We start from the raw sequence: 23,045 nt of genomic DNA, 5'->3' as shown, positions 1-23,045 counted from the left end.
ACGGCGTTTACCTTATTTCATCCGAGCACAGCGCAGTAATGATCTTTTCCATACCCGCGCTACGCGACCCTTTAACCAACAACGTGGCATTGGGCGGCAAAGTATTAATGACATGACGCACTAGCGTCTCGTGGTCGTCAAAATGCTGCCCGCGACCGAAGGCGTCACAAGCTGGACGCGCGTTATCACCCAACGTCAACAGCCCGTCGATGCCAAGCTCAGCCGCGTAGCGGCCCATCTCAGCATGCAGTTTTTCCGTTTCGTCTCCCAGCTCACCCATGGCGCCCAGCGCGCACCAACGCGGCGCGGGGAAACGCATTAACGTCTCCATAGCGGCTTTGACCGCCCCTGGGTTGGCATTATACGTATCGTCTAACAGCGTGGCACCATTAAGTCCCGAAACGATACTTAGCCTTCCCTTCAACGCGCGTAGGGTCTGCAGACCTTCAATCACATCCATGGGCGTGACGCCTATCGCTAATGCGGCCGCAGCCGCGGCCAGCGCATTGCTCACGTTGTGCTTACCTGGCATGGCAAGCTGCACATCACCCAGCGGCTTGCCATGTTGAACAAGCGTGAAAGCATACCGCCCCTGAGAGTCACAGGAAAGCGCCGAGGCATGAACATCCGCGGTACTATCAAACCCAAAACTGATCACACGGCGCGGCGACGCACAGGCAGCCCAAAAGGGGTAGTAACGATCATCGCGATTGAGCACCGCGATGCCCTGCTCACTTAGACCGTTCAGCAGCTCGCTTTTGGCTTGGGCAATATGACCCATGCCTCCAAACTCGCCAACATGCGCGCCCGTTACGTTGGTAATCACCGCCACATCCGGTACGGTTAATCGACTGGACCAAGCGATTTCACCCAAGTGATTTGCGCCTAACTCAATCACGCCTGCTTGATGCTCGGGCGCTAAGCGTAAAAGCGTGAGGGGTACGCCAATATCGTTATTAAGATTGGCTTTGGTGGCCAACACGTTACCCAACGGCGATAACAGCGCAGCCGTCATCTCCTTCACCGTCGTTTTGCCACTATTTCCCGTGATACCGACTAACGGAATCCCGCACTGACGGCGCCACGCGCCCGCTAAAAGCCCAAGCCCCAGGCGTGTATCAGGGCATACCAACTGAGTCAGTGGACTTTCAACAGCGGACTCAACCAGTGCCGCCGCCGCGCCTTTGTCGCGGGCCTGTTCGATAAAATCATGACCATCAAACCGCGGCCCTTTAAGCGCGATGAATAAGCAGCCAGGCACAATCTGCCGAGTGTCCGTCACAATGGAGGTAAATGCGCGCGATGCATCGCTGGCGGGCACCATAATTCCCAGCACTCTGGCGGCATCGGCCAGTGTCCAGTTCATTGTGCACTACCCCGCAATGCAAACGCCTTCATGACTTCATCTTCATCGTTATAAGCGTGGCGGACGCCGTTGATCTCCTGATAGGCCTCGTGGCCTTTCCCTGCGACCAGAATCACATCGTTTTGAGCTGCCTGCTGAATTACTTGACTGATCGCGTGACGACGGTCCGCTATTTCGAGCAGTGTTGCCGTTGAGGCGAGCCCGGCAATAATGTGCTGACGAATCTGCGCTGCTGACTCGCCCCGTGGATTATCGTCAGTCACCACGACCACATCCGCCAGAGCCTCCGCCGCTTTTGCCATTTCTGCGCGCTTGCCTGTGTCGCGCTCACCGCCACAGCCAAACACACACCACAGCTTGCCCGCCTTGCTTAAATGGGCGCGCAGCGCTGTGAGCGCATTGTGTAACGCATCAGGAGTATGGGCATAGTCAATCACCACGCCCGGAACGCCTTTTGCGTGATAAAGCGCCATACGGCCAGGCACCGGGGTAAGCGCAGCGGCAGCCTCGAAAAGTGAGTTAATCGAATGGCCCCATCCATAAAGCGTCGCCATGGCCAACAACACATTATCCAGGTTGAAGCGCCCGACCAGACCCAGCACTAACATGCGCTCGCCTTCGGGCGTGGCAATAAGTGCTTGCTGGCCTGTTTCGCTTGTCTGAACGTCCATCACCCGTAGCGTTACGGCCTCATCCTGACCGACCGCCAATACGCGAACGCTTTGATCACAACCAGCCAGCATCAATCGCGCCAGAGGATCATCGGCATTAACCACTGCAAGCTCAAGCTCGCTACGTCTGAACAGCTTCGCCTTGGCCGCGGCATAAGCCGCCATGCTGCCATGATAATCAAGATGATCTCGCGTTAGATTGGTAAACACGCCCACCTTTATATTGGCAGCATCTAAACGATGTTGGTCAAGGGCATGAGAGGAAGCCTCAAGCGCTACTCGCTTAATGCCCTGAAGCGCCAGCTCTCCAAACGCCGCCTGCAGGGCTAAAGGCCCCGGCGTGGTGAGCCCAGTATCCACTAGCTGGCCTGGGCGGCCTACACCCAGCGTTCCTACCACACCCGCCGGAACACCTAGCGCTTCGCTAAGTTCTGCAATGTAATGAGTAACGGAGCTTTTACCATTGGTACCGGTGACGCCAATAACCTCAAGGTCATCCGGAACATTAAAAAGTTGTTTACCCAACTCTCCCAAGCGGGCAGCCAGATGTGGCAAGTAGAGTACACGCCCATCCCAGGTCGCATGGCGCTCCGTGGTATGCGCCAGCACCAGCGAAGCGCCTTGCTCAAGCACTGCGCGAATAAAATCGCGCCCGTCACGCTGACTACCTGGAACAGCTACAAATATATCGCCGACTTCCAGCGCGCGTGAATCGGTGGTCAGACGTAAAGACGCGGGTAGTTCGGGAAGCGGCTGCTCAAACGAAGCACCCGGCCATACTTTGCTCAGCGCACTCCATACATCGGTGGGAGCCAACGTCATGCCATCTCCTTAGCCATTCTTACTCGTCAACTTCATGGTCTGGCGGTACGTCCAACAAGCGCAATGCGTTGCCTGTCACGCTTGAAAAGACCGGAGCGGCCACTGCACCGCCATAAAATTCACCCGCTTTAGGGTGATCAATCATCACCACGGTCACAATACGCGGGTCGGAAATAGGCGCAATGCCTGCAAATACACTGCGATAAGCATCCGTGGTATAACCGCCCTGCCCCGACTTACGCACAGTTCCGGTTTTGCCTCCCACACGATAACCTTCAACGCGTGCGCGCCGACCACCGGTATAGGCGGCAACGGATGTCTCCAGAATACTCAGCAAATCATTGGCGACGGCGGGCTCAATGGCAGGCAGTCCTTGGGGCGGTTCAGAAAGGCGTAGCAATGAAGGCGGTAAGCGCATGCCACCATTAGCTAGTGCGGTATAAGCACTGGCTAATTGAACAGCCGAGGTAGACAAACCATAGCCGTAAGAGAGCGCTGCCCGCTCACTACGCGACCAGCGCACTGGGGCCGGAAGACTGCCCGTTGACTCCCCAGGAAAACCCGTTCCAGGGGATTGCCCCAGCCCTAGTTGGTTATATTTTTCCCACATAGCCGTATCGCTTAACTGCAACGTTAAACGGGACATACCCACGTTGGATGAGTGCTCCAAAATACCGGCAAGCGTCAACTCGCCATAATCGCGAAAGTCACGGATGGTAAATTGATCGAGACGCATCCAGCCAGGCGACGTATTCACAACGGCATCGCGATCAACAATGCCGCTTTCAAGAATGGCAGCCATGGCCAGCGGTTTCATAACAGAGCCGGGCTCAAACACATCAACCAGCGCTTGGTTACGCAACCCACGTGGATCAAGCCCGGTACGATTATTAGGGTTATAAGAAGGCAGGTTAGCCATCGCCAACACCTCGCCGGTGCGGGCATCCATCATGACAAGCACGCCACCATCGGCTTCATGCTCAGCCACCGCCGCTCGAAGCTCCCGGTACGCCATATATTGAATGCGCTGATCAATTGAAAGCACCAAGTCGCCGCCTGGCTGCGCTTCACGTATGACGCCTAGCTCGCGCACCAAACGCCCACGGCGGTCTTTAATGACGCGGCGCTGGCCAGGGTGACCGGCCAGGAAAGGCTGATAAGAGAGCTCCAACCCCTCCTGCCCCCTATCATCTACATTGGTCACGCCAAGTATCTGTGCGGCGACCTCGCCAGCAGGGTAGTAACGTTTGTACTCGCGCTGGGGATACACGCCGGGCGTGCGTAAATCCAGAATCCGCTGGGCCGCTTGTGGCGTCATCTGGCGGCGAAGGTACATAAACTCACGGCTGCTATAAAGCTCAACCCGCGCCTCAAAGTCATCCGGCGACATGCCTAGCGCCTGCGCCAGCATAACGCGCTGAATACCATCTTCGGGTAGCTCTTGAGGATTGGCCCACAGCGTAACAACCGGTGTTGAGATCGCGAGCGGCTCGCCGTTTCGATCCGTGATCATGCCGCGGTGCGCAGGGATCGCTTCATGGCGAAGTGTTCGCGCATCTCCCTGGCTCTGTAGAAAGGGTCGGTCAATCACCTGTAGCAGTGTGATGCGCCCAATAAGGATGCATGCCACTACGCAAAATACGATCAATATAAAGTAAAAACGACCGTTACCTAACGGGGGGGCAACAGGTAGATGACGGGGCATCCCTCCCCGACGTTCGCCTCTCATGGTCGTATCACCTCAACATCATGCACATCAGGAATACGCATATCCAAGCGCTCCGTCGAAATTTGCTCAATACGAGCGGGTGTCGACCAAGCGCCCTCTTCCAAAAGCAACTGCCCCCATTCGGTCTGCAGCTGATTTTTCTCCTGCCCAAGCTGTTGCAGCTGAGCATACTGAACGCGCGTTAAATGAGTAACAACAACGGTGGCTAAGCCACTAACAATGCAGGCAAAAAAAAGCAGGCAAATAACCAGCGGCCACGTGCGAAAACGTAGTTTAAAGGGCCATTCAGTGCGTAGCGTTGAGCTCCAACGCTCAATCCGATCCATGCTCATGGTTATACTCGTTTTCGGGCAGCCCGCATAACGGCGCTGCGCGCACGTGGATTACCGACCACCTCGTCATCACTAGGGCGTACGCCTTTGCCCAACGCCTCAAGACGGCGATTTAACTGATCATCACGGATAGGCATACCACGCGGTAGATGCGAATCGCCACGCACATAATGACGTATAAAGCGTTTTACACGGCGATCTTCCAGCGAGTGGAAACTGATAACCACAAGATGACCACCGGGCGCTAGCGCTTCAAGGGCTGCGTCTAAGGCAGCATCAAGTTGATCTAGTTCACCATTTAGATAAATTCGTAACCCTTGAAATGCTTTGGTCGCAGGGTGCCGCCCCTTTTCCCAAGCAGGATGGGCTTTTTTCAGCACCTCGGCCAGGTCGACCGTATGCGTAAACGGCGTTTCAACACGCCGCTCGACCACCGCACGTGCCAAGCGCTTTGCATAGCGCTCTTCACCGTAGGCTTTAAACACGTGAGCGATATCCGCCTCTTTAGCACGTGCTAAAAATGTGGCGGCACTTTCGCCTTGCGTCGGGTCCATACGCATATCCAGCGGACCATTGCGCATAAAGCTAAACCCACGCTCAGGGTCATCCAACTGCGGAGAAGAAACACCTATATCCAACAACACGCCAGACAGCTTGCCAAACACACCCTGCTCACGCGCATAGTCAGCCAGGCGGGCGAATTCACGCTGGGTAATTTGAAAACGCGCATCATCGATTTCAGCGGCGGCAGCAATAGCCTGGGGATCGCGGTCCATGGCCATCAGGCGCCCCTGGTCGCCAAGGCGAGACAGGATTAACCGCGAATGACCGCCACGACCGAAGGTACCATCTAAATAAATACCGTCAGGAGTATGTACAAGGGTATCAACCGCCCCTTCCAGTAATACGCTGGTATGGCGAAAGGGTGAAACAACCTGGTCAGCGTCAGGAGAAGGCATGTTACTCTCACACAAATCTCATAGAAAAATAAAAGGGGCTCGCTACTGCGGGCCCCTTATGGAAATGGGGAGTCGGCCGATAAGCCGGGTTCTGTCGTGGACAGTCATTCCTCTAGGCGCTGCGTCACCACAGCGCTCAAGCAACCTACCCGGACCCAGCGCGGGCCACGCCTTTGGGTCCCTATTTGGTCTTGCTCCGAGTGGGGTTTACCATGCCACGCACTGTTGCCAGGCGCGCGGTGCGCTCTTACCGCACCCTTTCACCCTTACCGGCCCTTTGAGGTTTATTTCAAGAGGCTTAGGCGGTCTACTCTCTGCTGCACTTTCCGTCGGCTTACGCCGCCCAGGCGTTACCTGGCACTCTGCCCTATGGAGCCCGGACTTTCCTCCCCCAGCCCATCAAAAAGATGGGTTAGCGGCGACTGTCTGGCCAACTCCGGCGGCAAGCATACCAGCGCCCTCGCTTCGCCTCAATGCTCGGTTTTAATTGCCTGCAATCTTGCATACCACTCTTGTTTGCGACCGCCCAGCATTCGAGCCACTATCGCTGCTCCTTGCTTGACACCTACGCCCTCATCCAGCAGCACTTTCATCAACGCATCTGCGCCAATATTCTGATGTTCGCTTTGAGTAACGGGCGGGGCGCCTGCCACCATTACCACAAACTCGCCTCTTGCCTGGTTAGGATCTTCTGTTAGCTGCGCCAGCAGGGCTTCCGGAGTGCCCTGAAGAAAGGTCTCAAACGTTTTAGTCAACTCCCTGGCCAATACCACGCTACGCTCGGGCATTTGGTCACGCAGCGCCTCCAGGGTATGCACAATGCGGTGTGGGGATTCGTAAAACACCAGCGTTTCTTCCCGAGCCTGCCACTGCTCCAGCGCCTGGCGGCGCGGGCCTGGCTTGGCGGGTAAAAAACCGCAAAACGTGAAGCGATCAGTCGGCAGACCCGCCCCAGAAAGCGCCGTTACAAAGGCACAAGGCCCGGGAAGCGCCACCACATGACGGCCACGCACGCGCAGCTCTCTCACCAGCACAAACCCAGGGTCACAAATAAGCGGCGTTCCAGCATCGCTAATCAATGCGATACTTTCACCTGCCTCCAGATAAGCATCCAGGGTATCCACTCGGCGCGCCTCATTATGTTCATGAAGCGACAGCATGGGCGTATTAATCCCCAAATGCGCCAATAAGCGGGCGCTATGACGCGTATCCTCTGCCGCGATGCGCGATACTTCCGCTAATACCCGAGCTGCACGCGGCGATAAATCGTCCAAATTCCCAATTGGGGTGGCAACCACGTACAATGTGCCCGGATTGTGGTGTGTCATCGTGACTCCCGATTTGTTAATGGCTTGCTCTGACGGTGCGCTATGCTTGTGCTATGCCAACTTACCCACTGACATGCGGCGACAGCGCAAATGAAAACTAAGGAAGGATACATGAAACAGTCTCTGCGTGGCGTACTCGCCACAGGCCTCTTGGCACTTCTTATGACTGGCTGTGCGATGCAATCGCCCAGCGTGGTCGACCGCGCGGACGATCAGGAAGCGGGCCGTTTGCTCAATCAGGCAGAACAGCAGGCCCCGGATCAAGCGGCTAAAACTCGTCTCGAAGCAGCCACCATTTTTGCCCAACAAGGGCAGCGGCAACGTGCTTTTGAGACAGCCGATGCGCTTGATGAAGTCAGGCTTTCAGACACGGATCGCGTTCGCTGGGCACTGCTTTTCTCTGAATTAGCGCGTGGCATGGATGATCCACGCGCCGTGCTGCGTGCCACGCAAGTGCTCAACGACGACCTACCCATTCAGGATGATCAACGCGAAACGCTGACAGAGCGCCAGCGCTGGGCGCGTACCGCGCTTGATGAACCCGATATGGAACAACTGACACTACCAAGCCTTGAGGGTCAGGACATAAGCCGCATCATTGTGGCCCTGCCCGAATCAGGCCCGCTTAGCGGCGTCGCCAATACGCTATCGACCGCCATGCGTCGCCATCACGAGATTCGCGGTGACAATGTACAGCTCAGCTTCATCGACGCATCACAATATTCGATGGATGAGATTTATAGCCGTGCAGGACAGATGAACGCGCAACTGATTATCGGCCCCCTCGCCAAAGACGAGGTTAGCCAACTCGAACAACGCAATAGCGTACCGCTTCCCACCCTCGCGCTGAACTATGGAAGCGGCGAACAGAACCGTGCCGCGGGTCTTTTCCAGTACGGCCTTTCCGCTGAAGATGAGGCCCGCCAGGCAGCACGCCGCGCATACCAGGACGGACATCGCCAAATGTCGGTAATGGTGCCGGATAATGATTGGGGACGCCGAGTCGGCGAAGCATTCTGGAATGAGTTTCACGGCCAGGGTGGCGAAGTGACGACGGCGGTACGCTATAACCCGGACAGCGCGGTCACCAATGCCGTTCAGACAGCCTTAAACGTGAGTGGCGAACGTGCTCAACTGGGCAATATTGATGCCTTGTTCCTACTGGCCTTGCCTGACTACGCTCGCCAAGTCCCGCCCACCATGGATTACTACTACGCGCCCAACCTGCCTATTTACGCCACTTCCCACCTGCATGAAGGGCACTTACAAGCGCGTCGTGACCAGGATCTTGACGACGTCATGTTTATGGATATTCCATGGCAAATTCCTGACGCCGCTGTCGGTGGTGAAGAAGTACTCCCGTTCTATCCTACTTACCAGCGTTTGAGCGAAGAGTCTGACGCTTCCATGTTCCGCCTAATGGCCATGGGCGTAGATGCCTATGAAATTGCGACCGAGCTTTCAGATATTTCAGCGCTAAATGGCCTACGCGGCAGCACGGGAACGCTCTACCTGACGGGTGACGGCCGCATATATCGCGAACTACCCTGGGCGAAGTTTCAAAACGGTGTCCCGGCACCCATTTTAATCCCTGGGCAATAATGGCAAATAACGCCCAAACTGCCCGTAAACGCGGCGCAGCCATTGAGCAGTTAGCTGCTCAATGGCTGCAGCAAAGGGGTCTTACCCTCGTTACCCAAAATCATCACGTAAAGGGTGGCGAGCTTGACCTGGTGATGCGCGACGGTGACACACTGGTGTTTGTTGAAGTAAAGCATCGGGTAACTACGCGATACGGACACCCTCTGGAAACCATCACGCCGACAAAAAGAAAGCGCCTAATTCGGGCCGCTCAGCTATATCTTGGCAATTTCGGCCTTACATCGCCTTGCCGCTTTGATATTCTTGCCATTACGGGCGCTCCGCCCACTCTCGAGTTCCACTGGGAGAAAGCGGCTTTTGATGCCTACTAATTCCATTTTAACCAGGAAGCCCTAATGGACTTTCAATCGCGCATTCTTAACCACTTTAACGCCAGCATAGACACCAAAACCTATGCGAGCGAAGTACTCCCCCCCTTTATCGAAGTCGCCAGTCAAATGATGGTTCAGTGCCTGGTTAATGAGGGAAAAATTCTGGCATGCGGTAATGGAGGCAGTGCGGGCGACAGCCAACACTTCTCTTCTGAACTGCTCAACCGGTTTGAGCGGGAACGGCCAAGCTTGCCTGCCCTTGCATTAACCACCGATACATCAACGTTGACATCCATTGCCAACGACTACAGCTATAACGAAGTATTTTCCAAACAGATACGCGCCCTTGGGCAGCCAGGCGACGTATTGCTGGCAATCTCTACCAGCGGTAATTCGGCTAATGTCGTGCAGGCGATCCAGGCAGCTCACGACCGTGAAATGACGGTTGTAGCATTAACCGGGCGAGACGGTGGCAACATGGCTTCCTTGCTGGGTCAGGATGATTGCGAGATTCGCGTCCCTGCCACATCAACAGCAAGAATCCAGGAGATTCACCTACTGGTCATTCACTGTTTATGTGACCTTATTGATGAACAGTTATTCGGCAGCGCTGACTAACGGGGCAGTACCCTACCACTCATCATTTTCATTAAGATAAGGAGTCATCCAACATGGCCCTGCGCTTTTTCTCTCGTCCGTTACTAGTTGCGACACTAGTAGCTGCTGCTCTGATCAGCGGCTGCGCCACGCACAGTGCTTCCAACCCCTCTAACTATGGGCAGCTCAGCAAGGACGTTAAAGCGGTCGATGCGACCATTGAGCGCGAATCCAAGCGTGCGCTGGACCAGGCCGATGCTCGACTGGCCGATGCTCGCATTCGTACGCACAGCTATAACGGTACATTATTATTGGTAGGCCAGGTCCCCAGCGAAGAACTACGCACGAAAGCGGGTAATGTTGTGCAAAACCTGCGTGGCGTTAACCAGGTGCACAACGAGCTCACCATTGCGGGCAATCTGCCCGCCACCCAGCGCCTAACCGACACATGGATAACGACCAACGTTGTAAGCACACTCGCCACCAACGACCGCATCGACTCCTCCAAGATCAAAGTAACCACTGAAAATGCCAATGTTTACTTGATGGGCTCGGTCTCCCACGAAGAGTCTGATCGAATCGTTGCTGCGACCTCCTCAGTTGGCGGTATTCAGCGCATTGTCAAAGTATTCGAATACATTGATTAACCGGCTCTTTGGCCTATAAAAAAGCCTCGCATAGTCACTATGCGAGGCTTTTTATGGCCTGACCTTTTATAGCCTGGCCAGATAGCACTGGCGCTATTTTACGACGCGCAGCGTTGGCTTCTTCTTGGACGTCGAAGACATTGAGGACGCTTCAGAAGCATCTTCAAGGTTGCCGCCAGAAACAGGCTCCGTCACCGTCAATTCAGGCTTGGAAGGTGAGTCAGGCGCCTCATCAAACTGCTCCTCTTCATCCCCTTCTTCAGCAAGCTCAGGCTCGTGACCAAACACCATGCCCACACCATTTTCACGGGCATAAATAGCAATCAGCGCAGGAATGGGCACCATCACCTGCATGGGCTGGCCGCCAAAACGTGCGTTAAAGCCAATTGCCTGATTCTCCATAAACAAATCACGCACGGCTGTTGGCGCCACGTTCAACACAATCTGACCATTCTGTACAAACTGGCGCGGTACTTCGACCCCGGCCTGCGTCGCATCAACGACCAGGTAAGGGGTTAGCTCATTATCCAGCAACCACTCATAGAGCGCTCGGGCGAGATAGGGGCGACTCGATTTCATAAGACTCCCTCCTCCTGACAAGTAAGACCCCAGCCCTTACCGGGCGATGGGGCCATGTAAATTCAAGTACGCATCTCTTTTTCGCGCTCACTCAAAGATGCTTTGAACGCTTCCCGCTCAAACACTCGCGACATATAGCTTAAAAGTGGCTTAACCTGCTTTTCAGGCAGCTCAATATTAAGGTCTGGCAAACGCCACAAGATCGGCGCGAGACAGCAGTCCACCAGAGTGAACTCTTCGCTCATAAAGAAAGGCATATCTTCAAAGATCGGTGAAATACCAATCAGGCTTTCACGCAGCTCTTTACGCGCCTTGTCCGCCTCTTTCTTCCCACCGCTACGGATCTGATCGACCTTGGGGCACCACTCTCGCTCAATGCGGTGCATCCAAAGACGGCTCTGCGCACGGGCCACAGGGTAAACTGGGAGTAACGGTGGATGCGGGAAACGCTCATCCAAGTACTCCATCATGACTTTTGACTCATAGAGCACTAAATCACGATCCAACAACGTAGGCACACTATTGTACGGGTTGAGGTCTGCTAAATCTTCGGGCGGCTGCTCTTCGTTAACATCAACAACATCAACGGCCACCCCCTTCTCAGCCAGAACAATGCGCACACGATGACTAAAATGATCATCACTACCTGAGTAAAAAATCATCGACGACCGCTTGGCCACAACACCCATGAAAGCATCCTCGCATTAAAACAATTATGGATAATAACACGCCAGAGGCACCTTATGGTAAGGCAGCCTGTTTTGGGTTACCGCTTAACATCAACGCAACCGCCATGTGATTTACACGATGGCCCAACTCTGTTTTTAGCATTCGACGCTAACGGATATCTTTCCAGTATTCACGCTTCAGCAAGTAAGCAAATACGCTAAAAATAAATATAAAAAACAAAATCTTAGGACCAACACTCTGCGCCTTCAGCCTAGAAGGCTCGCCAACATAGGCTAAAAAATTGGTAATATCGTATACGGCTTCTTCAAATGCTTCGGACGATAGCTCTCCAGGCGCTGTCACGCTTAATTGCTGACACCGCCCGCCACCTAGTGCTAAAGGTCGAGCCTGACGACAGTCGAGCTCTTGCACACCTTGAAGAGGCTCAAGCACATTCGGCATTGCCACCGACTCATAGACCGTATTATTGACGCCTGTAGGGCGCGCGGGATCTCTGTAGAACCCCAACAGAAAGCTGTACACCCAATCGACCCCACGTAAACGTGTCGTTAGGGACAAATCTGGCGGTGCAGCGCCCCACCATTGCGCGGCATCGTCGTCGCTTAGCGCATTATGCATAGCGTCGTTAAATGAAAGACCTGATGAGAACATAACACTATCTTTCATCAACGCCTCAGGAATACCCAGGTCGTCCGCAGTGCGCGAAAATCGCTGATAACTCAGCGTATGACACCCAAGACAGTAGTTAACATAAAGCTTGAGACCATTTTGCAGAGACGCTCTATCCTGCAAGTCGGGCGACATTGACGTCACGTTACGTGCTTCTTCTTGCGCCGTAGCCGTCATCGGCAATAGCCATAAAAACAGAGCCATTACGTATTTTTTCATTAGCCAGTCACCCTTTTCGGCACGGGCCTGGTTTTTTCCAACCGGGTGTAGAACGGCATCAATAAAAAATACGCAAAGTACAACACGGTAAATAGTTGCGCCAATCGTGTCCGAACAGGGGTAGACGGCAATACACCCAACACGCCTAACGCGACAAAACTTGCAACAAACACGACCAGCATCAGCTTCGACATCCAGCCTTTATAGCGCATGGATCGCACCGGGCTACGGTCCAACCACGGCAAAACAAATAGCACTGCAATAGCGCCACCCATAAAAACAACGCCCAAAAAGCGAGCATCCAGACCCAACAGCGAGAAATTCACTCCCCGTAAAATGGCATAGAAAGGCGTGAAGTACCAAACAGGCGCAATATGGTCGGGCGTATTAAGCGGATCAGCCGGCGCAAAGTTCGGCTGCTCAATAAAAAAACCGCCGCCTTCCGGGAAGTAAAACACAACGCCACAAAAAACGAAGAGAAAGATGGCCACACCAACCAAATCTTTAACGGTATAGTAGGGATGAAAGGGAATACCATCTACCGGCTTGCCCGCAGCGTCTTTCAACGCGTTAATTTCAATACCATCAGGGTTATTCGACCCCACCTCATGCAGCGCTACAATATGCAGCACCACCAGCCCAAGAATCACTAGCGGCAGTGCAATGACATGCAGCGCGAAAAAACGATTCAAGGTAGCCCCTGACACCACATAATCGCCGCGCACCCACTCGGCAAGCCCGGGGCCGATACCTGGGATAGCTGAAAAAAATGAGGTAATTACCTGCGCTCCCCAATAGGACATTTGCCCCCACGGCAGCAAATATCCCATAAACGCTTCGGCCATCAGAATCAAATACAGCGCCATACCGAACACCCACACAAGCTCACGCGGCGCTTTATAAGAACCGTACAAAAGCCCCCTAAACATGTGTAGATAAACAACAATAAACAGAGCGGATGCGCCCGTTGTATGGAGATAACGAATCCACCAGCCCCACTCAACGTCGCGCATTATATATTCGATGGACGCAAACGCCTCTTCAGGAGAAGGACGATAGCTCATAGTCAACCAGATACCGGTCAACAGCTGATTGACCAGCACCAGTAGCGCAAGCGATCCAAAGATGTACCAGACATTAAGATTTTTAGGTACGTAGTAGTTGGCCAGATGGTCGCGCCATAGCCTGCTTACTGGAAACCGAGCATCCAGCCAGCCCAGCAAACCGCCCGACTTCTCGCGCGCCGCCATCAAACAGCCTCCTTATCTTCGCCCACCACGATAATAGTATCGTTCAGATAATGATAAGGGGGCACTTCTAGATTCGTCGGTGCAGGCATACCGGTATATACGCGTCCCGCCAAATCAAAACGCGAACCGTGGCACGGGCAAAAAAAACCACCTGACCAGTCATCATCACTATCGGCCTGTGCGTCTGGCTCAGGCCGATACAGCGGCGAACAGCCAAAATGCGTGCAGAGGCCAATCAACACCCCCACTTCCGGCTTAATCGAGCGAAGCGCTCCTTGCACATAGACAGGTTGCTGAGGGTGATTTGAATCAGGGTCTGCCAAGCGCTCTGTCGCCACGGTTTCAGTGCGCGCTATCATTTCAGGCGTTCGGCGAATGATCCATACGGGCCTGCCCCGCCACTCAACGGTCATACGCTGACCAGGCTGCAGCTTGGATATATCCGCTTGAACCGGCGCACCCGCCGCTCGCGCTTTTGCACTGGGTTGCCACGATGCCACAAAGGGAACGGCCACGCCGACCATGCCCACTGCTCCTATAACGGAGGTAGCGCCAACAAGGAAACGTCGTCGACCTTTATTGATGCCGTGCTCTGCCATGCAAGGCTTCTCCCATTAACGTGATGCGTGGCCACCCGATGCATAAAAGAACGAATCTGCGAAATACTATACGATAAATAGAGGGATATCCTTGATAGCCGTCATACTGCTCCAGGACCACCAAAATAACTTGATGCTAATATAATTTGATACTAATGCATTATACTTTTTGATTTTACAATAAAAAACGCCCAGGCCGATGGCCTGGGCGTTTTGCCGCATAAGCGTTGAAAAATTAACGCTTGGAGAACTGCGGACGACGACGTGCTTTACGCAGGCCGACTTTCTTACGCTCAACTTGACGCGCATCACGCGTTACGTAGCCAGCGGCACGCAGCGTAGGACGCAGGTCTTCGTTATAGCTCATCAGGGCACGAGTAATGCCGTGACGGATAGCGCCAGCCTGAGAAGAACCACCGCCACCAGCGACAGTTACAAAAATGTCGAACTGGCTCAGGGTTTCAGTCAATTCCAGCGGCTGACGAACCACCATACGACCAGTAACGCGACCGAAATACAGGTCGAGATCCTGGTTGTTAACGGTAATTTTGCCAGAGCCCGGCTTCATAAACACGCGAGCGGTGGAAGTCTTGCGGCGCCCGGTACCGTAATACTGCTGTGTCATGGCGAAGATTTCCTCAGATGTTCAGTTCAAGCGGCTGCTGGGCAGCATGCGGATGCTCGGCACCGGCGTACACTTTTAACTTGGTATACATGGCACGACCCAACGGACCTTTCGGCAACATGCCTTTAACGGCAAACTCAATGATGCGCTCGGGCGCATGATCAAGCATTTTGTCGAATGTCATGGTGCGCAGGCCGCCCGGGTAACCGGTGTGGCGATAATAGGTCTTAGCCTTCGCCTTGTTGCCAGTCACTTGGACTTTCTCAGCGTTGATGACAACGATGTAGTCGCCAGTATCAACGTGAGGAGTAAATTCGGGCTTATGCTTGCCACGCAGGCGGCGAGCAATCTCGGTTGCCAGACGACCGAGCGTTTTGTCCGTAGCGTCGACAACATACCAGTCGCGCTGGACGGACTGCGGCTTAGCACTGAACGTCTTCATGGATGAAATCACCAGATTAAGTGTATTGGGTGGCTAACACCGTCAAGCGGTGAAGCACCTTCCCTATTTTTTTTGGTTGCCAAGCTTAGCCTGACAACATGTAGCGAGGCGGCATTCTACAGTATGGCGCGGGACAAGTTAAGCCCTAATCGTGGCTTTTCTTAACGACTGGGCCATAAACCTCATCACGGCTTATGGGGCAGCGCCAAATATTCACGCGACTGCATTTCCTGAAGGCGCGACAGCGTACGCTGAAACTCAAAGGTTAGCTTACCGTCACTATAAAGCTCTTCTACCGGCACCTCTGCTGACATTAATAGCTTTACCCCGCGATCATAAAACTCATCGACCATATTGATAAAGCGGCGCGCCTGATCGTCATGCCTGGCTTCCATCCGCTTCACATTCGACACAAGCACCGTATTGAAGCTACGCGCTATTTCAATATAGTCATTCTGGCTACGCGGCCCATCACAGAGCTCCAGGAATTCAAACCACGCCACATTTTCATGCAGCCTGCGCGCTTTCAGCACCCGATGATTGATTTCCAGCGGCGCATCCGCCTCACCCTCGTGGCCAGCGATCTCGCGAAAGCTACGCGTAAGCTCCTGCTCGGCCGCCTCATCCAGCGGCGAGTGAAATATCTCCGCGCGCTCCAAGGCGCGCAGCCGGTAGTCGACCCCCGAATCAACATTGACTATTTCACAGTGACGCTTGACCAGATCGATGGCAGGGAGAAAGCGCGCCCGCTGCAGGCCATCCTTGTACAGGTCATCCGGCACGATGTTGGAAGTGGCGACTAGCACAACGCCCCGCTCGAACAGCGCCTCAAGCAGGTTGGCCAGAATCATGGCATCCGTAATATCCTTGACGAAGAACTCATCAAAGCAGATAACCCGAGCTTCTGAGGCAAATTTACCAGCAATCAGCGTGAGAGGATTCTTCTCACCCTTATAGTGGGTTAACTCGTTATGCACCCGCTGCATGAAACGATGAAAATGGGTGCGCATCTTTTCAGGAAAGGGCAGCGACTCAAAAAAATTATCAACCAGATAGGTTTTACCACGCCCTACACCGCCCCAAAAATAGAGGCCTTGCACTTGGGGCAACGTCGGCTCGTTTGACGATGAGGCTTTACCGAACAGGCCCTTCATTTTGGCCTTCAAGCCGCCATGTGCCAGTACGGCCTTGGAAACCGTGGTGGGCGTCGCCATTAGGTCGTCATAAAGGCGCTGCAAATGCTCAACCGCTAACTCCTGCGCCGCATCATGCTGAAAGTCCTCGCGCCGTAGATCTGCACGATAGCGCTCCATGGGCGTTGGCCGAGATGACGGACCTGCCTTTTGGTTTGCAGAAGTAGCTGACATTTACTCGCTCCAATGCGTATTACGACGGCCCTCTAAATCCGACCAGCCGCCTTCAAAAAGCTGGGATTATACGCTGCACATCGTCTAAGCGCATGGTTGGATTGACCTAACCTGCCAATCGACGCCTATAATGAGGCTTGATCCGTTCGCAAACCGTCCACTCAAGCGTGACGGGGCGCTCCAAGTATCAGGGAGAAAACTGTGGAAGCAAGCTCGCCTTATACCTTTGCCATCATTGGCATTATTATTGGCTTCATCCTCGGCTTGGGATGCTATCGGCTGTTTAGTAAAGGAGAGCGTCATAACGCGTCTTTACGCCAAACAGTACTGGAACGAGAACATCAAATCGCCGAGCTTAAAAAAGGCATGGGAGGCCATTTAGAGGGTGTCTTTGAGCATTTGAAGTGCATTCGCGCCGAGGCCGACCAGCTTGAGCAGAAAATCACCGAGGATGCACAGCAGTGGCATTTGGGCAGCAACACGCCTGCGGCCATCAAAGAACGACAGCAACCAGCGCAGCATCAAGCCGCCACCCCCACAGGGCCTGATTCGGAGGGTAGCCTGGCCACCCCCCGTGACTATGCGGATGGTAAAAATGGCACGCTGGCAGAAAACTTTGGCTTAAAAGGCGATAACGCCGATACGCCCCAACCGCCCCGCTATTAAGCCAGCACCTCACGTCATCGCCCATTACCGGTGATTTTCAACCCCGTCGCCAAAAGGTCAGGCGGGGTTATCGATATCGACAAAGCGGTGCTCAATATCGTACTCATCGGCCAGCCACTCCCCCAGCGCCTGCACCCCATAACGCTCGGTTGCATGATGACCCGCGGCAATGTAGTGAATGCCCAGCTCGCGCGCCAAATGGGTAGTACGCTCGGAAATCTCACCTGACACAAACACCTGTGCACCTGCTTCAAAAGCAGCTGTAATCATGTCTTGCGCGCCGCCTGTACACCAGGCGATCCGCTCAATATCCCCCATGTTCGGCGCCTCGATCACCAAAGGCGCACGTTGCAAGACATTCGCCATTTGTTCTGCCAATGCGGTCACGCTTTGCGCTTGAGCCAAGCGCCCCGACCACAAAAAACCCTCACCCAACTCACCATCCAGACAACCCTCTACCCGCCAGCCCAATCGCCTGGCAAGCTCTGCGTTATTCCCCATCTCGCTATGGGCATCAAGCGGAAGATGATAGGCAAGCAAATTGATATCGTGGTTAATCAGCGTTTTTATACGCTGATGCTTCATTCCCGTAATGGCCACTGGCTCATTTTTCCAGAAGTAGCCGTGGTGAACCAACAGCATGTCGGCCTGCCAAGCGACAGCTTCCTCCAGCAACGCCTGGCACGCAGTGACCCCACTCATTACACGCTTAATATCCGGCCGCCCAGCGATTTGCAGGCCATTAATCGTAAAGTCCTTAAACGTTGAAGCACGCAGCTGATGATCACAAGCAGCTACGATTTGATCGCGATGAGTCACAAGGGCTCCTTTAATGATTCGTCGACTATCCTGAGGATGAGCATCAGAAAGTGTTACCATAATGCCATAGTAAAACCCGCTTCGTGTGATCGCGAACCTCACGTTTGACAAGACCACTACCCGCTGAGGATTTTTTGCATGCACCGCTTTGTGCTGCCTTATTTATGGCCTATTTTGACCGGGGTATTATTAGCTGCCCTGCTACTGTTTGCGCTTCCGGACACGCTGCCCAATCCCTTTACCAACGCGCCCTCCACGACATCACAAGCCCCCACCTCCCCTCTGGTGAATGTCAGCGACGAGGTTAGCAGCCGCCCGGCCCCCGAAACTCGCCAGGCCGCTCCGCTTTCGCGTGACCAAGGGCCTGCCAGCTATTCAAGCGCGGTCAGCCAGGCAGCGCCTGCCGTCGTTAATATCTACTCATCGCGTATTGTCGAGCGCGATCAACACCCGCTGATGTCTGACCCTTTTTTCCAGCAGTTTTTCAGCGGTGACGATGCGACAACCCACCAGCGCATGTTATCCAGCCTCGGCTCAGGGGTTATTATCAGTCACGATGGCTACGTACTAACCAACCATCACGTGATAAATGGCGCTGATGAGATTCAGGTGGCACTGCGTGATGGGCGCGAGACACTCGCCGAGGTCATTGGCACCGACCCCGAAAGCGACCTCGCCGTATTGCATATCGACCTTGAGGATCTTCCGGTCATTGAAATAGCCGACTCAGCGGATGTGGCCGTTGGGGATGTTGCGCTGGCCATCGGCAATCCATTTGGTGTAGGGCAAACCGTTACCATGGGCATCATCAGCGCGACCGGCCGTAATCATTTAGGCTTAAATGCCTATGAAGATTTTATTCAAACGGACGCGGCAATTAACCCGGGTAACTCAGGCGGCGCACTGATCAACCCCGACGGCGCCCTGGTGGGCATCAACACAGCGATTTTCTCACGCTCCGGCGGCTCGCAAGGCATCGGCTTTGCGATCCCGGCCAACCTGGCGCACAGCGTTCTGGATGAGCTAGTGACTCAGGGGCGGGTCATACGTGGCTGGCTGGGAATTGAAGCGCAAGCGCTGTCACGCGAACTCGCTGCCTCGTTTGGGCTACGCACACCTCAGGGGGTTATTGTTGCGGGTGTAGCGAGTGGAGGCCCAGCAGACGAAGCGGGGCTAGAGCCTGGCGACATCCTGCTCTCGGTTAACGGCCAAACCGTGCTGGACGCTCGCGCTACGATGAGCAATATTGCCTCCATCCCCCCCGGCACAACGCTGCCTATCACCATTGTTCGTGGCGGCGAGCGCATCGATATCTCGCTTGAAGTGGGCGAGCGCCCGCTGGTTCCCAACGCACCATTGGGCGAGCGACCTAAAGAATCCTAGTGCTCGCCCGCAGGCTAATTACGGCTTAATCCGATACTCCGCTGACCGCGCATGCGCGGTCAGCGACTCTCCGCGAGCCAATACTGATGCGACCTCGCCCAGTGCTGATGCACCCTCACGCGAGCAGTGGATAATGGAGGAGCGCTTCTGGAAGTCGTAAACCCCTAGGGGAGATGAGAAGCGCGCCGTACCGGACGTGGGTAGAACATGGTTCGGGCCTGCGCAGTAATCCCCTAGCGCTTCTGCCGTGTAACGCCCCATAAAGATCGCACCGGCATGACGCACATCAGCAAGCCAAGTGTCCGGTGCATCGACAGAAAGCTCAAGATGCTCGGGCGCGATACGGTTAATGATACCAACCGCCTCAGCCTTGCTCTGACAAAGCACCAACGCCCCCCGCCGACTCAGCGATTCACGCACGATTGATTCGCGATCAAGTGTGGGCAACAAACGCTCAATAGAGGCGGACACCGCATCCAGGTGTTCACTATCCCAACTGACCAGAATCGCCTGAGCATCTTCGTCATGCTCCGCCTGTGAAAACAGGTCCATGGCCAGCCAGTCCGGGTCGGTCTGCCCGTCGGAGACCACTAAAATCTCGGAAGGCCCCGCAATCATGTCGATACCGACCTGACCGAATACTGCCCGCTTAGCCGTCGCGACATAAATATTGCCGGGCCCAACAATCTTGTCCACTCTTGGCACGGTTTCTGTGCCGTATGCCATCGCAGCGATAGCCTGAGCGCCACCAATAGTGAAGACGTCATCGACCCCCGCCAAATGCGCCGCCGCCAATACCAACTCATTGACCACGCCGTCAGGAGTAGGAACGACCATCACAATTTCGCGCACGCCCGCCACATGGGCAGGAATCGCGTTCATCAATACAGAAGAAGGATAAGCCGCCTTGCCCCCCGGGACATAAATACCCGCGCGATCAAGCGCCGTAACCTGCTGCCCCAGCACCGTGCCATCAGCCTCTTCATACTGCCAAGAGGTTGGCTTTTGCCGCTCATGATAGAGCCGAATACGCTCGGCGGCGCTGGCTAACGCATCGCGCTGCGCTGCGGGCAAATTTTCGAAAGCGTGCTTTAGCTGCTCGGGTTTTAAACGCAGTTCGTCCATGCGTTCAACCGAAAGCCGATCAAAACGATTGGTCGCTTCAATAACCGCTGCGTCGCCGCGCTTTTTAACATCCGCCAGAATCTCATCAACCCGTGCTTTTACCGCCGTATCCGAGACCCCTTCCCAATCCAACAGCGTATCAAGGCGGTCATCGAACGAGGCATCAAGCGTTGAAAGCCGGGCGATCATGGGCGTGGAGCCAACCGCTGAAGACATAGTGCTCATAAAGACCCCGCGTTATGTGGAAGGCTGTGCTTGGCGTTTTTTCACGGCGCGCTCCAAGCGCGCCAAAAGCGGCTTGATACGCTCATGCTTCATGGTCATGGCGGCCTTGTTCACGACCAGGCGTGTGCTGATATGAGCAATTAACTCACGTGGCTCCATGCCATTGGCACGCAGCGTATTGCCCGTATCGACAATATCAACAATTTCATCGGCCAGATTCATTAAAGGCGCTAATTCCATTGCCCCATAAAGCTTAATGACTTCGGCTTGAATACCCTGTTCGGCATAGTAGCGCCTGGCAATATTCACAAACTTGGTAGCTACACGCCGACGCGCATGAGCAGGCTGCTCCCCTGTCACCCCGGCGGTCATCAGCTTACAGCGAGCAATCTCCAGGTCCAGCGGCTCATAAAGACCTTCAGCACCATGCTCCAATAAAACATCTTTCCCCGCGATACCTAGATCAGCTGCGCCCAGCTGTACATAGGTCGGCACATCGGTGGCACGAATAACCACCAGTTTTACATCGGGCAGATTGGTATCAAACAACAGCTTACGGCTCTTGCCCAAGTCTTCTGCCGGTGTAACACCGGCATCAGCGAGTAACGGCAGCGTCTCATCCAAAATACGCCCTTTGGAAAGGGCTAAAATTAGTTGCTTACTCATTATAATGGCCAATGGTTAATAGCATGGCTTAGCCAGGAATACGGCGGATACGTGCACCCAGCAGCTGCAATTTCTCTTCGATACACTCGTAGCCACGATCAATATGGTAGATACGGTCAACCAGCGTTTCGCCTTCCGCCATCATGGCGGCAATCACCAGCGACGCGGAAGCACGCAGATCGGTGGCCATCACAGGCGCGCCTGAAAGCTTTTCAACACCGTTAATTAATGCAGTGTTACCTTCAAGGGCTATGTCCGCCCCCATGCGGTTAAGCTCTTGCACGTGCATGAAGCGGTTTTCGAAGATGGTTTCCACTACGCGCGAATGGCCAATGGCGACGGCGTTCATGGCCACAAACTGGGCCTGCATATCGGTAGGGAACGCCGGGTACGGCGCGGTGCGGATATTAACGGCCTTGGGCCTTTTACCGTGCATATCCAGCGCGATCCAGTCATCACCACTGGTAATCTCGGCGCCCGCTTCTTCAAGCTTGGCAAGCACGGCTTCCAAAATGTCCGCACGGGTGCGCTTTACTTTCACCCGCCCACCGGTCATGGCGGCTGCCACCAGGAAGGTGCCGGTCTCGATACGGTCGGGCATAACATCGTGGTGACAACCATGTAGCTTCTCGACACCTTCAATCACAATGGTGTCAGTACCGTGACCACGAATATTGGCGCCCATTTTGATCAAGCATTCGGCCAGATCAACAATCTCTGGTTCACGCGCCGCATTCTCAAGGACAGTCTTACCCTCGGCAAGGGTGGCGGCCATCAACAGATTCTCAGTGCCAGTTACCGTGACCGTATCGAAGAAAATAGTCGCGCCTTTCAAGCGACCATCAACGCGAGCACGGATATACCCGGCTTCTACCCGAATATCCGCCCCCATGGCTTCCAGGCCACGGATGTGCAGATCAACAGGCCGAGAACCGATGGCACACCCGCCAGGCAGCGACACATCTGCTTCGCCGAAGTGGGCAAGCAAGGGGCCTAGCACCAGAATGGAGGCACGCATTTTCTTCACTAACTCATAAGGAGCGTGACAGTGCGTGACTTGAGAGCCATCCAACTGAATAGTGAGCCGTTCACCCATGACAGGTTCAACGCCCATACGGCCCAACAACTCAAGCGTCGTGGTAATATCCTGAAGATGTGGCAGGTTGCCGACAACCACCGGGCCATCGGCCAAAAGGGTGGCACATAAGATAGGCAGAGCCGCGTTTTTGGCGCCGCTTACCCAGACTTCACCATCGACCGACCCATTGCCGGTAATAATTAACTTATCCATGCAGGC

24 protein-coding genes and 1 other RNA gene are annotated in these 23,045 nt (G+C 54.5%); 6 read left to right on the top strand and 19 right to left on the bottom strand.

Annotated elements, in window-relative coordinates:
- Positions 1-7: 7 nt before the first annotated feature.
- From FKN99_RS02065 to rsmI, 7 genes are all read right to left on the bottom strand, one after another.
- Positions 8-1,366, bottom strand: coding sequence for a UDP-N-acetylmuramoyl-tripeptide--D-alanyl-D-alanine ligase (locus FKN99_RS02065; protein WP_172116342.1), 1,359 nt, complete (start codon positions 1,364-1,366; stop codon positions 8-10).
- Positions 1,363-2,859: a UDP-N-acetylmuramoyl-L-alanyl-D-glutamate--2,6-diaminopimelate ligase gene (locus FKN99_RS02060; protein WP_172116341.1), complete on the bottom strand. Its 1,497-nt coding sequence runs from the start codon at positions 2,857-2,859 to the stop codon at positions 1,363-1,365. Before FKN99_RS02060 ends, FKN99_RS02065 begins: the two co-directional genes overlap by 4 nt.
- A gap of 19 nt (positions 2,860-2,878) precedes the next feature.
- Positions 2,879-4,588 carry a peptidoglycan D,D-transpeptidase FtsI family protein gene (locus tag FKN99_RS02055; RefSeq protein WP_172116340.1) on the bottom strand — a complete coding sequence of 570 codons (1,710 nt, stop codon included), beginning with the start codon at positions 4,586-4,588 and terminating at the stop codon, positions 2,879-2,881.
- Positions 4,585-4,920 carry a cell division protein FtsL gene (gene ftsL / locus FKN99_RS02050; RefSeq protein ID WP_172116339.1) on the bottom strand — a complete coding sequence of 112 codons (336 nt, stop codon included), beginning with the start codon at positions 4,918-4,920 and terminating at the stop codon, positions 4,585-4,587. The genes FKN99_RS02055 and ftsL overlap by 4 nt, the downstream gene beginning before the upstream one ends.
- A gap of 2 nt (positions 4,921-4,922) precedes the next feature.
- Positions 4,923-5,879 (bottom strand): 16S rRNA (cytosine(1402)-N(4))-methyltransferase RsmH, encoded by a 957-nt coding sequence (gene rsmH, locus FKN99_RS02045; RefSeq protein WP_172116338.1) that lies wholly within the window; start codon positions 5,877-5,879, stop codon positions 4,923-4,925.
- Between the two features lie 64 nt (positions 5,880-5,943).
- An RNA gene (gene rnpB / locus FKN99_RS02040) (RNase P RNA component class A) lies at positions 5,944-6,317 on the bottom strand.
- Positions 6,318-6,349: 32 nt separating this feature from the next.
- On the bottom strand, positions 6,350-7,207 hold the full coding sequence (gene rsmI, locus FKN99_RS02035) for a 16S rRNA (cytidine(1402)-2'-O)-methyltransferase (protein ID WP_172116337.1): 858 nt from the start codon (positions 7,205-7,207) through the stop codon (positions 6,350-6,352).
- 111 nt (positions 7,208-7,318) lie between these two features.
- Here rsmI and FKN99_RS02030 point away from each other — a divergent pair, with 111 nt between their 5' ends.
- Genes FKN99_RS02030 through FKN99_RS02015 form a run of 4 tightly spaced genes read left to right on the top strand, consistent with a single transcriptional unit; the run spans position 7,319 to position 10,424 of the window.
- Positions 7,319-8,809 carry a penicillin-binding protein activator gene (locus FKN99_RS02030; protein WP_172116336.1) on the top strand — a complete coding sequence of 497 codons (1,491 nt, stop codon included), beginning with the start codon at positions 7,319-7,321 and terminating at the stop codon, positions 8,807-8,809.
- The gene (locus FKN99_RS02025) at positions 8,809-9,180 is read left to right on the top strand and encodes a YraN family protein (protein WP_087109372.1); all 372 of its coding nucleotides are present in this window, start codon (positions 8,809-8,811) and stop codon (positions 9,178-9,180) included. Before FKN99_RS02030 ends, FKN99_RS02025 begins: the two co-directional genes overlap by 1 nt.
- 24 nt (positions 9,181-9,204) lie before the next feature.
- Positions 9,205-9,798 (top strand): phosphoheptose isomerase, encoded by a 594-nt coding sequence (locus FKN99_RS02020; RefSeq protein ID WP_172116335.1) that lies wholly within the window; start codon positions 9,205-9,207, stop codon positions 9,796-9,798.
- Between the two features lie 53 nt (positions 9,799-9,851).
- Positions 9,852-10,424, top strand: coding sequence for a BON domain-containing protein (locus tag FKN99_RS02015; protein WP_172116334.1), 573 nt, complete (start codon positions 9,852-9,854; stop codon positions 10,422-10,424).
- A 93-nt stretch (positions 10,425-10,517) separates the two neighbouring features.
- On the opposite strand, the gene FKN99_RS02010 is transcribed toward FKN99_RS02015, so the two are convergent.
- From FKN99_RS02010 to zapE, 8 genes are all read right to left on the bottom strand, one after another.
- Complete coding sequence (locus FKN99_RS02010; protein WP_172116333.1) at positions 10,518-11,003, bottom strand: ClpXP protease specificity-enhancing factor; 486 nt, start codon at positions 11,001-11,003, stop codon at positions 10,518-10,520.
- A 62-nt stretch (positions 11,004-11,065) separates the two neighbouring features.
- Positions 11,066-11,692 carry a stringent starvation protein SspA gene (gene sspA, locus FKN99_RS02005; RefSeq protein WP_172116332.1) on the bottom strand — a complete coding sequence of 209 codons (627 nt, stop codon included), beginning with the start codon at positions 11,690-11,692 and terminating at the stop codon, positions 11,066-11,068.
- Between the two features lie 148 nt (positions 11,693-11,840).
- Entirely contained in the window at positions 11,841-12,581 is a 741-nt protein-coding gene (locus FKN99_RS02000) for a cytochrome c1 (RefSeq protein WP_172116331.1), read from the bottom strand.
- Positions 12,581-13,831, bottom strand: a complete 1,251-nt coding sequence (locus FKN99_RS01995) for a cytochrome b (protein WP_172116330.1) — start codon at positions 13,829-13,831, stop codon at positions 12,581-12,583. The genes FKN99_RS02000 and FKN99_RS01995 overlap by 1 nt, the downstream gene beginning before the upstream one ends.
- Positions 13,831-14,430, bottom strand: coding sequence for a ubiquinol-cytochrome c reductase iron-sulfur subunit (gene petA / locus FKN99_RS01990; RefSeq protein ID WP_172116329.1), 600 nt, complete (start codon positions 14,428-14,430; stop codon positions 13,831-13,833). The genes FKN99_RS01995 and petA overlap by 1 nt, the downstream gene beginning before the upstream one ends.
- A 235-nt stretch (positions 14,431-14,665) precedes the next feature.
- Positions 14,666-15,055 (bottom strand): 30S ribosomal protein S9, encoded by a 390-nt coding sequence (gene rpsI, locus FKN99_RS01985; RefSeq protein WP_172116328.1) that lies wholly within the window; start codon positions 15,053-15,055, stop codon positions 14,666-14,668.
- Positions 15,056-15,068: 13 nt separating this feature from the next.
- Positions 15,069-15,497, bottom strand: a complete 429-nt coding sequence (gene rplM / locus FKN99_RS01980; protein ID WP_172116327.1) for a 50S ribosomal protein L13 — start codon at positions 15,495-15,497, stop codon at positions 15,069-15,071.
- 185 nt (positions 15,498-15,682) lie between these two features.
- Positions 15,683-16,864, bottom strand: a complete 1,182-nt coding sequence (gene zapE / locus FKN99_RS01975) for a cell division protein ZapE (protein ID WP_172116326.1) — start codon at positions 16,862-16,864, stop codon at positions 15,683-15,685.
- A 201-nt stretch (positions 16,865-17,065) separates the two neighbouring features.
- On the opposite strand from zapE, the gene FKN99_RS01970 reads away from it, so the two are divergent.
- The gene (locus FKN99_RS01970; RefSeq protein ID WP_172116325.1) at positions 17,066-17,530 is read left to right on the top strand and encodes a ZapG family protein; all 465 of its coding nucleotides are present in this window, start codon (positions 17,066-17,068) and stop codon (positions 17,528-17,530) included.
- Between the two features lie 57 nt (positions 17,531-17,587).
- Here the strand turns inward: FKN99_RS01970 and FKN99_RS01965 are convergent, their stop codons facing one another.
- The gene (locus FKN99_RS01965; RefSeq protein WP_172116324.1) at positions 17,588-18,349 is read right to left on the bottom strand and encodes a Nif3-like dinuclear metal center hexameric protein; all 762 of its coding nucleotides are present in this window, start codon (positions 18,347-18,349) and stop codon (positions 17,588-17,590) included.
- A gap of 138 nt (positions 18,350-18,487) precedes the next feature.
- Between FKN99_RS01965 and FKN99_RS01960 the strand changes: the two genes are divergently transcribed.
- Positions 18,488-19,732: a Do family serine endopeptidase gene (locus FKN99_RS01960; protein WP_172116323.1), complete on the top strand. Its 1,245-nt coding sequence runs from the start codon at positions 18,488-18,490 to the stop codon at positions 19,730-19,732.
- An 18-nt stretch (positions 19,733-19,750) separates the two neighbouring features.
- On the opposite strand, the gene hisD is transcribed toward FKN99_RS01960, so the two are convergent.
- From hisD to murA, 3 genes are read right to left on the bottom strand one after another with little or no spacing between them, the layout of a single operon-like run.
- Positions 19,751-21,082, bottom strand: a complete 1,332-nt coding sequence (gene hisD / locus FKN99_RS01955; RefSeq protein WP_253926941.1) for a histidinol dehydrogenase — start codon at positions 21,080-21,082, stop codon at positions 19,751-19,753.
- A gap of 12 nt (positions 21,083-21,094) precedes the next feature.
- Positions 21,095-21,748 carry an ATP phosphoribosyltransferase gene (gene hisG, locus FKN99_RS01950; RefSeq protein WP_172116322.1) on the bottom strand — a complete coding sequence of 218 codons (654 nt, stop codon included), beginning with the start codon at positions 21,746-21,748 and terminating at the stop codon, positions 21,095-21,097.
- 28 nt (positions 21,749-21,776) lie between these two features.
- On the bottom strand, positions 21,777-23,039 hold the full coding sequence (murA, locus tag FKN99_RS01945; protein WP_172116321.1) for a UDP-N-acetylglucosamine 1-carboxyvinyltransferase: 1,263 nt from the start codon (positions 23,037-23,039) through the stop codon (positions 21,777-21,779).
- Positions 23,040-23,045: the final 6 nt, after the last annotated feature.

Source organism: Halomonas hibernica (assembly GCF_013183775.1).
In the GTDB taxonomy this organism is placed as follows: domain Bacteria; phylum Pseudomonadota; class Gammaproteobacteria; order Pseudomonadales; family Halomonadaceae; genus Vreelandella; species Vreelandella citrativorans.
Note: the sequence above shows the minus strand (reverse complement) of the source record. Positions and strands in the feature narration are given on the sequence as shown.